Genomic DNA, 14,597 nt, shown 5'->3' with positions numbered 1-14,597 from the left:
TAGAGTGGAGAGAATACAACAATCGCTCATCTAGCCCTGTAACATTGGCAACTAAATGCAAACAGAATTAAAAGAAAATTTTGAACAGTACTTTCAGATTGACGAAACAAACCAAATTAACTTGTTTCCCGTCGAGCAGAACATGGTGCCCAAAAATGCGGTGCAGCTTGAAGCTGCCATTCCCCCCCTGTTTAAACTAGCCAATGAGATAAATGAATTAGATTTAAACACACTTAGACCACTTAGAAACCTTGGTGATGTTGCCAGTGATTTAGCGGCCTATTTACAAGCGCAATCAAGAAAAATTGATCTTATTATGAGTCATATACTTGCGAATGAGCAACCTGAAGATGATACGTCTTATTGCGACAGCTATGGCGGTGGTGGAATTAAAGTCACGTCCGATGAACAGTTTACTGTAGGTCAAAACTTTCGGACTAAGATTTTTTTACAACACGAAGCGAGTGCAATATTTTGCTACAGTCAAATCATTGAGATTCATCAAAAAGAAGATGACCAAACTCAATACACGCTCGCTTTCACTCAAATAAGAGACTCAGATCAGGAGCTTTTAGTGCGTGCGAGCCTTCATGCACAAACAAGGCAGCTAAAAAAGCGCCAATCGGACAGTGAATCTGACACAAAATAGCTGACTCTGTGCAAACCAATGATACACTTAGCCCCTAGCAATTAAGAATTACAATCGTCATGAGTTTTACATTATTACCCGAATGGTCACCGCAAGATGCTGTGATGCTCACTTGGCCGCATAAAGAAACAGACTGGGTCGAAATCCTTGACCAAGTAGAACCGGTTTATGTGGCCCTTTGCCAACACATTTCTCAAGTTCAAAAAGTCGTTATTGTTACACATAACCTAGAATTAAAAGCCCACATACTTCAGTTGCTAAGTGAAGCAAATGTAGACATGACGCAAATTCAGTTTGTCGATGCGCCTTGCAATGACACATGGGCAAGAGATCATGGCCCATTAACTGCCGCCGATAGCGATGGTAATCTTTGCATCAAAGATTTCGTATTCAATGGATGGGGCAATAAATATGCAAGCGAGCTGGATACACAAATAAACTCTGCTCTGTGCAGTCAATTAGCTGCACCCAATAACCAAGTTCAACAAGTAGATATTGTGCTTGAGGGCGGTGGTGTTGAAATCAATGAAAACTCGGTGTTAATCACAACTTCTGAATGTTTGCTAAACCCAAATAGAAACCCTCATTTGAACAAAGAGCAATTAGAAGAAAAGTTAAAAGTCGAGTTAGGTGCCAAATCCTTTTTATGGGTAGAACATGGGTATTTGACTGGTGATGATACTGATAGCCATATCGATACGCTGATTAGATTCGCGCCAAACAACACATTAGTGTATGTACAATGTGACGACAAAGAAGATGAGCATTATGCTTCCTTGCAAGCAATGGAATCACAACTTAAAACATTTAACACACCAAATGGCGAACCGTATAATCTCGTGCCTTTGCCTTGGCCGAGTGCCAAATACAATAATGATGGGGACAGGTTGCCAGCGACATACGCAAACTACTTAATCATTAACGATACGGTATTGCTGCCTATTTATGGCGATGAAAAAGATGCACTCGCACTAACGCAATTGCAAAAAGCTCACCCTGAAAGAACAGTGATAGGTATAGACTGCCTACCAATCATTCATCAGTTTGGTAGTTTACACTGTATCACCATGCAATTACCTCAAGGTTTTTTAAAGTAGGAGTCCAAATGAGCAACAATAATTTGAAAGTCGCGCTGATACAACACAGTAATAGTGGCAACTTAGAAGAAAACTTTGAAAAGTCGATTGCAGGGATAAAAGAAGCAGCCCAGCAAGGTGCAAAGCTTGTTGTTTTGCAGGAGCTACACCGCAGCTTGTATTTTTGTCAAACTGAGGAAACAGACCTATTCGATTTAGCAGAAACTATCCCTGGCCCAAGCACTACAGCACTTGGAGAGTTAGCTAAACAGCTCAATATTGTCATTGTAGCGTCCTTATTCGAGAAGCGCGCTACTGGCCTTTATCACAATACAGCAGTAGTAATAGAGTCTAACGGTACACTTGCAGGAAAATACAGAAAAATGCATATTCCTGATGATCCTGGTTTTTATGAAAAATTTTACTTTACCCCTGGTGATTTAGGCTTTGAGCCTATTCAAACCTCCGTAGGTAAACTTGGTGTGCTCGTTTGTTGGGATCAATGGTTCCCAGAAGGTGCCAGATTGATGGCAATGGCTGGTGCAGAGTTACTCATTTACCCAACTGCAATTGGCTGGGATCCACGCGATGACAAAGAAGAACAAGTTCGTCAAAGAGACGCATGGATGATCGCGCAAAGAGCGCATGCCGTATCTAATGGCGTCCCGGTGATAAGCGTAAATAGAGTTGGGCATGAATCAGACCCAAGCAATCAAAGTGACGGGATTTTATTTTGGGGGAACTCTTTTGTTGCCGGCCCTCAAGGTGAGTTGTTAGCTCATGGTTCAGAAGAAAATGAACAAGTATTGGTTGTAGATATAGACCAAAATCGTAGTGAATCTGTACGCCGCATTTGGCCATATTTCAGAGATAGACGTATAGATCATTATCAAGACCTATGTAAAATATACCGAGATTAAGCAGTTAGGAGTTAATAATGGCGCTAGTGCAGTGGAATGAGCTACCTTGGGTAAAATCGCAAAAAGACAAAATCCATTGGGGTCAACTTCTTGGTAGCAGTTTGGCAATTACCATCAGTGAAGGGGTTAGGCAAAACCAATCTTTAGTGGTTTTGGTCACGCCAGACACACCCAGTGCCCTGCGCCTAGAAACAGAGCTTGGATATCTTATTGGTGATGATAATGTTATGGTATTTCCTGATTGGGAAACCCTACCCTACGACCATTTCTCACCCCATCAAGATATTATTTCCCAGCGCTTAGCTAGCTTGAATGCGCTTCGGAAAAAACAACATGGTGTGTTGCTGGTCCCTGTCTCCACACTTATGTTACGAACAGCCCCACCTGAATTTATTTATGGCAACGCTTTGCAGTTTAAAGCAGGTGACACCTTAGATGCACAGGCGCTAAAAGACATGCTAACGCAAGCTGGCTATCGTCATGTGCAACAGGTTATGGAACACGGTGAATTTGCAGTACGAGGCTCGATTATCGATCTGTACCCAATGGGGAGCGAGCGACCTTATAGGCTAGACTTTTTCGATGATGAGCTCGATAGCATCCGTCTATTTGATATTGAATCACAGCGCTCCAGTGAAACCATTAATGCCATTGACTTGTTACCCGCACACGAGTTTCCGACTAACGATGAAGATATCGAGCGATTTAGGATTAAGTACCGTGAAACCTTTGGTGCAAGCTCCGAGCAAGATTCAATTTACATGCAGGTGACTCGAGGGAACTGGCCAGCGGGGATTGAATATTATCTACCACTTTTTTATGACAAACTAGCCACCATCTTTGATTACTTGCCAAATGATGCTGTGTTCATGCACCTTGGAGATGTGGAACACGCAGCAAACGAGTTTTGGATGGATGTGTGTAAGCGTTATGAAAGCAGGCGTGTTGACCCTCTTCGTCCATTACTTGAGCCAAAAGCACTATATCTTAATGTTGAGTCATTATTTGAGGGTTTTTCTCATTTTCCTCGAATTCGACTCAGCGAAGCTAAATTAGGCACTAAAGCTGGCCATACCAATTTAAACGCCAAAGCCGTTGAAGAAGTAAGGATTGACCACAAGCTATCAGACCCTTACAAAGCAATCATTGACTATATTGCGGCGCAAAAAAAGCTCAAGGGTAAAATCCTATTTAGCGTGGAATCAGATGGTCGTCGTGAATCATTGCTTACCCTGCTAAAACCAACAGGGCTTAAGCTCAAAGAATTTGAATCATTTGATAAATTCATCGGTTGTAGATCGGATGTAGGCCTCATTGTCAGCCCTTTGGAGTCATCTGTCGTATTGTCTGGCGACAAGTCATTGTCTCTTATTACAGAACAAGAGTTACTCGGGATTAAGGTCTCGCAAAGAAGGCGTCGCAAACATAAATATGAGCAAGGTCAAGATGCCCTGATCCGAAATTTGGCAGAGCTCAAAGAAGGCCAACCAATCGTACACCTAGACCATGGTGTCGGCCGCTATTTAGGCTTGCAAACTATCGACGCAGCAGGTGTAGCTACTGAGTTCGTAACTATTATTTACGCTGGTGAAGCTAAACTGTATGTGCCAGTGTCGTCATTGCACATGCTGAGCCGTTACTCAGGTGGTGAAGAAGCATCAGCACCACTACACAAACTGGGTTCTGATGTTTGGGAAAAAGCCAAACGTAAAGCAGCAGAAAAAGTCCGCGACGTTGCAGCTGAACTATTAGATATTTATGCTAAAAGGCAAAGTAAACCCGGTCACCAATTTAAACTTGAAGGCGCTGCTTACCGAGAGTTTAGTGATAGCTTCCCGTTTGAAGAAACTGACGACCAACGCAACGCAATTGAAGCGGTTATTGGCGACATGCAAACCAACCAAGCAATGGATAGACTTGTTTGTGGCGATGTTGGTTTTGGTAAAACTGAAGTTGCTATGAGAGCGGCATTTGTTGCAATCAATGACAACAAACAAGTTGCAGTGCTGGTTCCGACCACCCTGCTTGCCCAGCAGCATTATGAGAATTTCAAAGATCGTTTTGCCGATTTGCCTATTGAAGTGGGTGTATTATCTAGATTTAATAGCACCAAAGAGCAAAAAGAAACGCTTGCAGGGCTTGAATCAGGCAAGATTGATATCGTCATAGGCACACATAAGCTTATTCAAGAGAGTATTTTATTCAAAGATCTTGGCTTACTCATTGTGGACGAAGAACATCGCTTCGGTGTAAGACAAAAAGAAAAGATTAAAAAGCTTAGAGCGGATGTTGATATCCTTACGTTAACAGCAACACCTATTCCTCGTACCCTTAACATGGCAATGAGTGGAATGAGAGACCTTTCAATAATTGCAACGCCACCAGCAAAGCGCTTAGCAGTTAAAACATTTGTACGTGAACGCAACGATGAATTAATCCGAGAAGCGATTTTGCGTGAAATAAAGCGTGGTGGCCAGGTTTACTTCTTACACAATAATGTAGAAACCATCGAAAAAACTGCTGCTGATATAGTGGCACTTGTACCAGAAGCCAATGTCGCTGTCGCACATGGTCAGATGCGAGAGCGAGAACTTGAGCAACTCATGGGGGATTTTTATCACCAAAAGCATAACGTGCTTGTGTGTACGACAATCATTGAAACAGGTATAGATATTCCCACGGCCAATACCATTATCATGGATAGCGCAGATAAGTTAGGCTTGGCACAATTACATCAATTGCGAGGCCGCGTAGGAAGAAGCCATCACCAAGCATATGCATATTTACTGACCAGAAATAGCCAGGCTTTGACCAAAGATGCAGTTAAACGTTTGCAAGCCATTGAGTCATTAGAAGACTTAGGTGCAGGCTTCGTACTCGCTACCCATGACTTGGAAATACGTGGCGCAGGTGAATTGCTTGGAGATGATCAAAGCGGTCAAATCCAAACCGTCGGCTTCACTCTGTATATGGAGATGCTAGAACAAGCTGTTCAAGCGTTAAAGGACGGTAAAGAACCAACATTAGAGAACTTACTTCAACAACAAAGTGAAGTCGACTTAAAAGTACCAGCATTACTACCAGATGATTATATTCACGATGTAAACATTCGACTGAGTATGTACAAACGAATCGCTAGCATGAATACCGAACCTGAGCTGGACGAATTAAAAGTTGAACTTATCGATCGCTTTGGCCTTTTACCTGACGCAACCAAACACTTGTTCAATATTCAGCTGTTAAAATGCAAAGCACAGCAGCTTGGTATCAAGAAAGTTGAAGCCAACCCTAAAGGTGGTTATTTTGAATTTAGTAACACCACCAGCGTTAATCCAACATTCATTATTGGATTGATACAAAGCAACCCCGTCATTTATAGGATGGAAGGAGCAAGTAAGTTGCGCTTTAATATAGAAGAAAAAAATGGCCAAGAGCGATTAAAGCTCGTGAACGCGATGATGGATGACTTTCAGAAAAAGGCGGTTGCATGAAGCAATTTGTACTAAAAGCAATTCTCTTGAGTACTTTGGGCACGAGCGCAATGCCAGCATTTGCTGTGCGTTGGTTTGAGGTCGAGCTGATTGCTTTTTCGCAAAAAGCAGGAACAGATATACGCGAAGACTTTTCCATTGAAACAGATCCAATCCCACAAGAAAAACGCCTAGACCTACTGACTAATGGGTTCAAAAACGTGGGCCATCAGGCTTGCTTAGCGGGTGACTCGAAATACGATCCACGTTCTGTTATGGATCAATTTACCATGCAACAAAGCTCCTGGTATTGTGATGACGATGTGAATTACGTCGAAAAGTATGAAAAATTACCAGTTATTCCGTTTAGCGAGCCTCTAGAGCACATGCAATCTATGTATTTACTGGCACCGGAGCAGCTTAGATTTGAGTCGATTAGGAAGAAGCTTGAGAGACAGGGTAAAAACCCTATTTTGCATACAGGGTGGCGCTTTCCAGACCAGAGTAAGAAACGAGCTCCCAACGTAGTGGTATATGGAGGTATGAAGTTCGAACAGCCGGTCAGTTACAAATACATAGAAAATGAGCCGAGTGATAGCTTTGTAAGCTTGTTAAGCACAGCCCCCAAGCAAGCAATCAAAACTCAGGGAGAGGATTTGTGGGAATTAGACGGCACTATCAAGATCCATATCCGTCATTATCTGTATGTTACCAGTAATTTTGACTATCGCTACTTAACTGAAGAAGGCGAATTAGAATCCGCTAGGATGTCTCAGTTTACACGCGTATACAGCGGAGATATCCACTATCTAGATCACCCCAAAATGGGCATTATTTTCCAAATTAGAAAATATAAACACTAACAGGATAACCTAAATGAAAAAACTCTTAACGATCGCAGCGTTGCTGAGCCTGAGCGCTTGTTCGAAGGTGACTATTGAAAATTATGAAAAGATTTCGGTTGGTATGGAAAAAACTGAACTTGAGCAAGTACTAGGCTCTGCCGACTCATGTGAAGAAAAGACACTACATACAAATTGTGTGTGGGGGAATGAAAGCAAAAATATCACCGTAACTTTGGTGTCTGACCGAGTAACGCTATTTAGCAAAAAAGGGGTCTAATCCACAGAAACCGCGTCGTTTTTTGCTTTGTTTAGGCATAGCTGATAATCGCTGTGCCGCTTTTCAAAGCCCAAGTGAGACAACAAATTAACGCTGCGCGTATTTTTCGGCGACACCTTTGCTGTCACCTGCTCTACTAAAGCTTTCGGCAATACCAGCTCCAAAGAGCTTAACAAACAATTCGCAGCCTCGCGCATATATCCCTGATTCCAATAAACTGGCGCGAGTTCGTAACCAAGATAAATCTGCGCAGTCTCTTCACAATAATCAAACATACCGATTGAACCAATCTGGGTACCATCTTTAACCAGCATCATTCGCACACCGACCCCTTGGTAGTAAAGTTCCAAATCACTTTGGATCATTGCTTTGATATCTTGCTGCGTTAAGTTAAAGCCATAATCATTGAAGTAACTTACTTTAGGGTCGTTTAAAATATCGAGCAATACTTCACTATCACGATAATTCACCAAGCGTAATGTTAGCCTTTGAGTCTGTAATTCCATTTCATCAATTTGGTCGATTTTTTATTATTTTGGTATAAACTACCCCATCTCGATAGAAAGTCCAGTGAAGATAAAAATATGACAGAAAATAACGCAGAATTCGTAATTATTCCGCCAACAACAAAAGTACTTTGCGAAGAAAGAGGAGAAGGTTGGACACTAACAGGGATTACCGGCATTGAGGAACATACATCGGTCATGTTCAAAGGGGTACGTTACACGATACCTGCCAAAGTGATCATTGAAGAGTTACTTCCTAACTACTTGGAATCGCAGAAGAACACTTAAAACCACCAAAATTCAATCCATTTGTAGTAATTTATTGTTGCATTTTTGTTCATGAGAGAGAATAATAGAATGAGATTGCAAAGATAATAATGGAAGCGCTCGTCTCGAAGGATTAAGAGTTCACATCCCACATTGGAAGTCGATGTGTCATTACTTTGTGTTGTGTTAGCTAGATTAGGATAACCCGACCAGAGCTTGTTACCATGCTAAAAACTTCACTTACTTTATTAACTTTAGTAACAGCGTCTTTTTCACCGCTTAGCCTCGCCAATACCTGCAGCGGTGAGTTGTACGGTATTAATGCCGGGCGAGGAGATGTAGGTATTCTCTTTGGCCTGAACGAGCAAACAGATAGTGCATTTGCTCAAACGCTTGCTGAGTTTAGCTCTTCTGCACTTGCCTACGACAATAACAGCAAGCGCATGTATTATATTTCAGCACCACGCCCTATAGAGTACGAAGTGGACACGAGCCATCTAAACCTCTCAGCGGAACAAAAAGAACATTTACCTATTATGGGCAACCGCTTTAAGTACATTCGTCTCGCCTATTATGATTTTAATACTGATACGCATACAGTTGTAGGTCGTACGACGCAAGTGCTTAGCTTAGTTTACGACGCAGAGCGCGATGCGTTAATTGGTACTGATTTCAAAAATATCTACCAAATTGATAAAAGCTCTGGCACGACGATTGAACTGGCTTCTTTAGGTTCATTAAAAGGTAAATTTAGAGGTGATTTAGTTATTCAAGGAGGCAATTGGTACTTGATCACAAGTCGGGCAGTTTATCAGATAGATAAAACGACATACGAAGTAACCAAGCTTGCTAACCATTCGCTCACGGCGGCAACCGGTGCGGCACTTAACCAAAGTGGAGAAATTGTCGTCAGCAGAACGTTGATCAATGACTATGGCCATGTAAATAAATCTAAACTGTATAAACTGAATCCTCAATCTGGTAATACCTGCTTGTTGGCAACCGTGCCCGTGCGTATTAATGATTTGGCTTCAAACACAGACAAAGAAGTGGCCTGTTACACAACGCCTACATGTGAAACTGACTCACTTCCATCATTTACACTAGATGCCGTTACGGATTCAGCTTTAGAAGCTGGTCAGCTAGAGTATCAAGTTAATTTGAGTAATAGTTATTACCAAGATGTCACTATTGACTTAAGCATCACAGACGGTACGACAGACAGTAACGACTATAGTTTAGCGCAAACAACGTTAACTATACCGAGCGGCGAAACCTCTGGCAGTGTCATTATCAATGCTTTAGATGACCAAAATCATGAAGGTGATGAAACCTTCACACTTAACGCTAATGCAGGTCAAAACGCCACGGGATCTGCAACCGCGCAAGGCACAATTATTGACAATGACCCAGCTTGTATACCGGATAATTATACGCGTATTAATTACCAGTTTGTCAGTGAAAGCGCGGGTTATAACAACGATTGGGGTGTAACAGTTAACGGCAGCTACGTGAAACTACTTGACGAATACGGCGGCTCTGGTAGCTATGATGTACTTCAAGGCCACAGCTACAACTATGTTTTAGCGATCAATGGGAATGCAAACAACTTGACCGGAAACTATAGAGTCTACGGAGACAAGCAATTCTGGGAAGACCAAAACGATGCAGATTACAACGATTTCGTTGTAAGAGTTTGGACTACAACAATTCAAAAAGGCTGTAATTAAAAACTAAAACTCAATAAGTACCACTTTCGCGATATGCTGCTTAACTGGCCTTAACAGCATATCGCATTTTTAGTACCCTATTTACCCAAGAATATGTATGGGTTGTTCTTCTTCGTGACTTTTTGAACGGTGAAGTGGCTGTTTGGTATTTATCAAATGTCACAGTGGTAGGCAATATTCCTTTTTCATATTCGTATTGAATCTTTTCATCAGGGGTCAATGTCGAGTAAATTTTACCCACATGTTCCTCAGCTCCTGAATTACTTCGCAATGTCTGTGCTTCATCAAATTGAGTGCGCGTATAATTGGAAACAGAAACTGTTTTTACCGCAGGAATAACTACCCTGTCGCCATAATCTCTCATTTCCTCAGAGGCAAACCCAGTAGAAGAAATAGAACATAGTAATGCTAAAAATAACCTCGTATGCCCCCCTCTTATCTACATACTTAAAAAATAACGATTAGGGGTACGGTTGTCTAGCGTAACTTAATACCAATTACCTATCATCTTATAAAAAATTGCCATGATTTTGACACAAACCCTTTAAAAAATTGCGTTTGAGACACTACAGGACATACTTATAAGTCAGCATCCACTGTTTACAACAGTTTGTTTGAATAGATAAGCGGTTCGCCATGAAAAAGTTTAAAGTATTGCTCGTCGAAGATAATCCAATTTACGCACAGCTCGTTCAGTTATTGGGTAAAGGTAAGGCTGACTTTACTTGGTGTACCAATCTAAGAGAGGCTAAAATAGCATTACAAGATCATCAGTTTGATATTTACTTACTCGATTTGTATTTGCCTGATGGAGATAGTATCGAGTTTTGTCGCCTTATTAATACACCAAAAAAGGATGAAACAATTACGGTGTTCCTAAGTGGTGAAACCGAGCTGGAATGGCGGTTAAGAGCTTTTGAAGCTGGTGCAGAAAACTACATCCCAAAAGACATACCTCAGCAATTACTTAAGTTAAAACTGGATAGCTTACTAGATTATCAAGCCAAAAGGTTACGGGCTTTAAAGCATGCAAAAAAAGACTCTCAATTGCAAACAGACCGAACATTTCGTACCCAGCTTGATAATAACGCCCTAATCCACTTTTATCGACAATGCTTAAATTTAAATGACATCAGTAAATTTTCAGGCTTCTTATCTTCATTGATGGAAAGTTGGGAGCTAGACTATATCGCTCGGCTAAAGCTCACCGATGGGACTGAATATCACTTTAAAAATAATGATGAAGCGATATGTGAAATGGAACTTGAACTTTTTGACGAATTAGAAGTGAACGCAGCGAATGTACAGTCTTTTGGTCAATCGACATTCTTTAAATACCAACAAGCAGAACTCATTGTAAAAAATATGCCCACGGATAGTTACAGTAAAGGCTCTTTGATTGACATATTCCATTACGTAGTAGAAGCAATTGATATTCGCCTAAACGAAATTGCGAAGTTGCATCATATGGATACCATTATTAATGAAATTAAAGAGCATACCAGCACTCATCAAGATGATAAAAGCATGGCGCTACTCAATGAGTTGGTGGATGATTTAGCTGCAATCACTAAGGACAAAGACCTTAGCGACGACAACGATGATCTTGTATTTTTTTAAACTGCTGCCGTGGCAACAAGCTTTGGGCTTAGATAAAAACGATTTGCTCTACGGAAAATTGCTTTGTCGTTACTGCCTGTGCTTTTGATACAACCCTCTGTCATCTGTTTTTATTTAACTATGTAGAACAATGATGTACTGAGTTCTAATTGAAATCAGAATAACCATAATAGTAAATTTACTCAACCAATCGCTTATCTGTGTCCTCTAATATTCCAAAAAGACATATTGATATAAAAAAAACAATTATTAAATCCCGTAAAAACATCTAAATCAGATAATTACGTTCGTATTTTACCCATTTTGGATAAATATGAGATAACTTCACCTTTGCAAATATTACATACAATATATATTCAACCCGAAAGTTCATTAAAGGCGACGAAGATTTAATTAATTCTTTGTGACCTTTTTGGTCTTTATTACCAAGAGATAATTGCCTAAATAGGCATGCATGTTCACAATTTGGTGAACATGTAAAGTGAAAATTAAACGTAATAAGAAACTATTATTAATGGGGTCCTGCTTGCTACCCAATGTACTCATATGCACTCAGTTAAAAGCACAAGATGACGCTATTCCCTTAAACAACAACTATTGCGAAAGCTCAGAAGGTAATTATGAGCATATTGCTGGCGTATCTACCACTGGTATCAATAACATATCTGCTGGCCAATCCGCGTATACTGATTTTACCAATTTAACCGCCGAGCTTAGTGTTGGACAAAATCAAATCATCCTCACACCCGGCTTTGTTAATAATGCGTATACAGAATATTGGAGTGTATTCATTGACCTCAATAATGATGGGGATTTCAGTGATATCGATGAACTGGTTGGATCTAGCAGCAGCCGTTCTGCGTTAACAACAACTTTAGATATACCCCATCAGCTGCAGGTGAAACTTCTAGAATGCGAATAGCGATGAAGTACAATTCACCCATTGCCAGCGCATGGGAAAACTTTAACGCAGGCGAAGTAGAAGGTTACTCTGTACATATAAAAAAGCGAGATACGTCACAACTTGAAGATATGTGTCTAAGCCAACCGCCAACTGAACAATCAGTGTTAGCCGATAGCGTGCCAGTATGCGTCAAGTCCTCACCTCAGTTTCAAAGCTTTTCTGTGTCTGGCGCTGACTCAGCAGAAAGTGTTGCTATCACCAGTTCTTATGGTCAAGGAAACCTAACGCTTGAAGCTCGTAATGGTGAAGGCGGCTACCCACGGCAAGGTGACGACAGCATACGCTCCAAGCATGTTGGCAATACTGAATGTGTTGTTATAACCAACCCCACTAAATACTGGACTAACATCGTAATGCATGGTCTTTTTCAAGGGGCTACGATTGTTGCGGACCTAGTAGCGACAAACTGCAGAAAAGAGCCTGGCCCTATCGATCCAAGTAACGTTGTAAACGAGTTTTCACATGTGAATGTTATTATATTTCCGTTTAGTTTTAACGGCACACCTCTACCTTGATCTGTGGAGCAAATTAATGCCGATATGAAAACCGTGAAACAATACTATGCAGAGCAATCGTATGGTCGTTTCAACGTGACATGGGCAATAAAACCAAAAATATACATCAATGAGCCCAAATCAAAATATGATGCCGATACAAAAGTATGGCACCAGTTGTACGCGGATAAAATTGCACAAGCTGGTGTTGATATGAACTTTCCTGGAGGTGCCAATCTCGTCATGATGGCTTCTCCGCAAGTTTCTACAATTAACTCCCAAGCAGGCCCTCCATTTATTCAACTCTATCACCATAAGACTGAACCATTGCTCATGAAATGGGGCATACAATGGGTCTACGCAACTCCATGTCGGTTGAAGCAGGTAATCATGTCATTAATTCAGGCAACGATTCGATCCGCAATTACGGCAATCCACACGCCATGATGGGCATGGGCGCTCATACGTTAGAAGAGTACAATCTGATATATAAGAGCTACTTTAAAGGCTGGCTGACAGATGAAGAAGTGCCGCTCATCTCGTCTTCTGGTACATACCGTATTTATGCTTTTGACCACGGCTCATCAGCAGGGACAAATGCACTAGGAAGTATTGGCATGCGACTCAAGTCAGGTAATGGAGATTATACATACTGGCTTGAATACCGAACTACAAATTATACGTATAACACGAATACTAAAAATGGTGTTTTGGTCAATTTAAAAGGCTATATGGAAAATGAGCCCCAGCCTTCTTTTAGGAATCATAGATCTGCACTTTTAGATATGACGCCTAATTCGAAAGACAACTCTCGCTGGGCACAAGAAGATGAAACGGATGCCGAACTTGCTATTGGTAAAAGCTTTACTGATCCATGGAACAGCTTAGGATCACGCCAATTGCCAAAGGAGGACAAGAGGATTCTGCAAGTGCGTGGATTGATGTCAAATTAGAAGAGTTCTAAATGGGAGAGCACACATTATAGACCAATAGCCTAAGATACTGTGTTGTAACCGTGTTTTTTAAAAAGCACGGTTACAACACGACGAGCTTCATATGCTCGTTATAGGTTCGAATGCAGCAGTTTAGTCCGTGACATTATTATTGGTAATAGTTATCATTACTAAAGTTATTTATTTCACTTCGATTAGATTATGAACTTCAGAAACACCGCAAAAACCCTTGTAATTTTCGCTTCAATAATGTCTATTCATGGCTGTAACACTATTCCAATAGACGTGTCCCCGAGCCCTGCTATCACCACACTGCACGACTATCAATTATACGAAGCCTCAGACCAGTCACCCATGCCACTAGAAGCTTTACAAAAAAGATTAGTAGATAGCGATGTTATATTTATTGGCGAATACCACTCTCATAGCGCATCACACAGATTACAAGTTCAGTTATTAAGTTCTTTATATCAACAAAATAAAAATATGGTGCTATCTATGGAGCAATTTGCTCGAGATAAGCAAAATATATTAAATCAATACTTACACAATAAAATTGGCGAGCAAACATTAATCAATGAAGGAGATGCCTGGGATAACTACCCTAGTGATTACCGCCCTCTGGTTGAATTTGCTAAAGAGCACCGTTTACCTGTTATTGGGGCCAATACGCCTTTAAGCATTGTTAGGTGTGTAGCTCGAAAAGGACCTGAATTTATTAAATCCCTCGATTCAGAAAAGTTAAACTGGGTCGCGACAGATATCACCACTAGTTCACTTGAATACCAAGATAAGTTTGCAAAAGCCCCCTGTGTCAGGATAGTTG

At 41.0% G+C, this 14,597-nt stretch carries 16 protein-coding genes; 14 read left to right on the top strand and 2 right to left on the bottom strand.

Annotated features, from left to right (window positions below; translation table 11 throughout):
* The first annotated feature begins 55 nt into the window (after positions 1 to 55).
* Genes N482_RS07590 through N482_RS07565 form a run of 6 tightly spaced genes read left to right on the top strand, consistent with a single transcriptional unit; the run spans position 56 to position 7,237 of the window.
* On the top strand, positions 56 to 649 hold the full coding sequence (locus tag N482_RS07590) for a PilZ domain-containing protein (RefSeq protein WP_063376464.1): 594 nt from the start codon (positions 56 to 58) through the stop codon (positions 647 to 649).
* Positions 650 to 708: 59 nt separating this feature from the next.
* Positions 709 to 1,746 (top strand): agmatine deiminase family protein, encoded by a 1,038-nt coding sequence (locus N482_RS07585; protein ID WP_063376463.1) that lies wholly within the window; start codon positions 709 to 711, stop codon positions 1,744 to 1,746.
* 8 nt (positions 1,747 to 1,754) lie between these two features.
* Positions 1,755 to 2,645 (top strand): carbon-nitrogen hydrolase, encoded by an 891-nt coding sequence (locus N482_RS07580; RefSeq protein ID WP_063376462.1) that lies wholly within the window; start codon positions 1,755 to 1,757, stop codon positions 2,643 to 2,645.
* Positions 2,646 to 2,662: 17 nt separating this feature from the next.
* Positions 2,663 to 6,136: a transcription-repair coupling factor gene (gene mfd / locus N482_RS07575; RefSeq protein WP_063376461.1), complete on the top strand. Its 3,474-nt coding sequence runs from the start codon at positions 2,663 to 2,665 to the stop codon at positions 6,134 to 6,136.
* Complete coding sequence (locus tag N482_RS07570; protein WP_063376460.1) at positions 6,133 to 6,978, top strand: CsiV family protein; 846 nt, start codon at positions 6,133 to 6,135, stop codon at positions 6,976 to 6,978. Before mfd ends, N482_RS07570 begins: the two co-directional genes overlap by 4 nt.
* Before the next feature lie 13 nt (positions 6,979 to 6,991).
* Entirely contained in the window at positions 6,992 to 7,237 is a 246-nt protein-coding gene (locus N482_RS07565; RefSeq protein WP_063376459.1) for a hypothetical protein, read from the top strand.
* Here N482_RS07565 and N482_RS07560 read toward each other — a convergent pair.
* Positions 7,234 to 7,743 carry a GNAT family N-acetyltransferase gene (locus N482_RS07560; RefSeq protein WP_063376458.1) on the bottom strand — a complete coding sequence of 170 codons (510 nt, stop codon included), beginning with the start codon at positions 7,741 to 7,743 and terminating at the stop codon, positions 7,234 to 7,236. The genes N482_RS07565 and N482_RS07560 overlap by 4 nt on opposite strands.
* 78 nt (positions 7,744 to 7,821) lie before the next feature.
* On the opposite strand from N482_RS07560, the gene N482_RS07555 reads away from it, so the two are divergent.
* A complete protein-coding gene (locus N482_RS07555) occupies positions 7,822 to 8,031 on the top strand; it encodes a hypothetical protein (protein WP_063376457.1) in 210 nt (69 codons plus the stop codon).
* Positions 8,032 to 8,234: 203 nt separating this feature from the next.
* Positions 8,235 to 9,740, top strand: a complete 1,506-nt coding sequence (locus N482_RS07550; protein WP_063376456.1) for a Calx-beta domain-containing protein — start codon at positions 8,235 to 8,237, stop codon at positions 9,738 to 9,740.
* Positions 9,741 to 9,780: 40 nt separating this feature from the next.
* Here the strand turns inward: N482_RS07550 and N482_RS07545 are convergent, their stop codons facing one another.
* Entirely contained in the window at positions 9,781 to 10,104 is a 324-nt protein-coding gene (locus tag N482_RS07545; RefSeq protein WP_063376455.1) for a hypothetical protein, read from the bottom strand.
* A 272-nt stretch (positions 10,105 to 10,376) separates the two neighbouring features.
* On the opposite strand from N482_RS07545, the gene N482_RS07540 reads away from it, so the two are divergent.
* The 6 genes from N482_RS07540 to N482_RS07515 all read left to right on the top strand — a co-directional run.
* The gene (locus N482_RS07540) at positions 10,377 to 11,360 is read left to right on the top strand and encodes a response regulator (protein ID WP_063376454.1); all 984 of its coding nucleotides are present in this window, start codon (positions 10,377 to 10,379) and stop codon (positions 11,358 to 11,360) included.
* Positions 11,361 to 11,841: 481 nt separating this feature from the next.
* Entirely contained in the window at positions 11,842 to 12,282 is a 441-nt protein-coding gene (locus tag N482_RS07535) for a GEVED domain-containing protein (protein ID WP_155730540.1), read from the top strand.
* Between the two features lie 2 nt (positions 12,283 to 12,284).
* Entirely contained in the window at positions 12,285 to 12,839 is a 555-nt protein-coding gene (locus N482_RS07530) for a hypothetical protein (RefSeq protein ID WP_063376452.1), read from the top strand.
* 24 nt (positions 12,840 to 12,863) lie between these two features.
* Positions 12,864 to 13,265, top strand: coding sequence for a hypothetical protein (locus N482_RS25215; protein ID WP_063376451.1), 402 nt, complete (start codon positions 12,864 to 12,866; stop codon positions 13,263 to 13,265).
* On the top strand, positions 13,169 to 13,771 hold the full coding sequence (locus tag N482_RS07520) for a hypothetical protein (RefSeq protein ID WP_155730539.1): 603 nt from the start codon (positions 13,169 to 13,171) through the stop codon (positions 13,769 to 13,771). The genes N482_RS25215 and N482_RS07520 overlap by 97 nt, the downstream gene beginning before the upstream one ends.
* A gap of 201 nt (positions 13,772 to 13,972) precedes the next feature.
* A partial coding sequence (locus N482_RS07515) for a ChaN family lipoprotein (RefSeq protein ID WP_196765325.1) occupies positions 13,973 to 14,597 on the top strand: 625 nt, incomplete at its 3' end.

Source organism: Pseudoalteromonas luteoviolacea NCIMB 1942, assembly GCF_001625595.1.
Lineage (GTDB): Bacteria > Pseudomonadota > Gammaproteobacteria > Enterobacterales > Alteromonadaceae > Pseudoalteromonas > Pseudoalteromonas luteoviolacea_A.
Note: the sequence above shows the minus strand (reverse complement) of the source record. Positions and strands in the feature narration are given on the sequence as shown.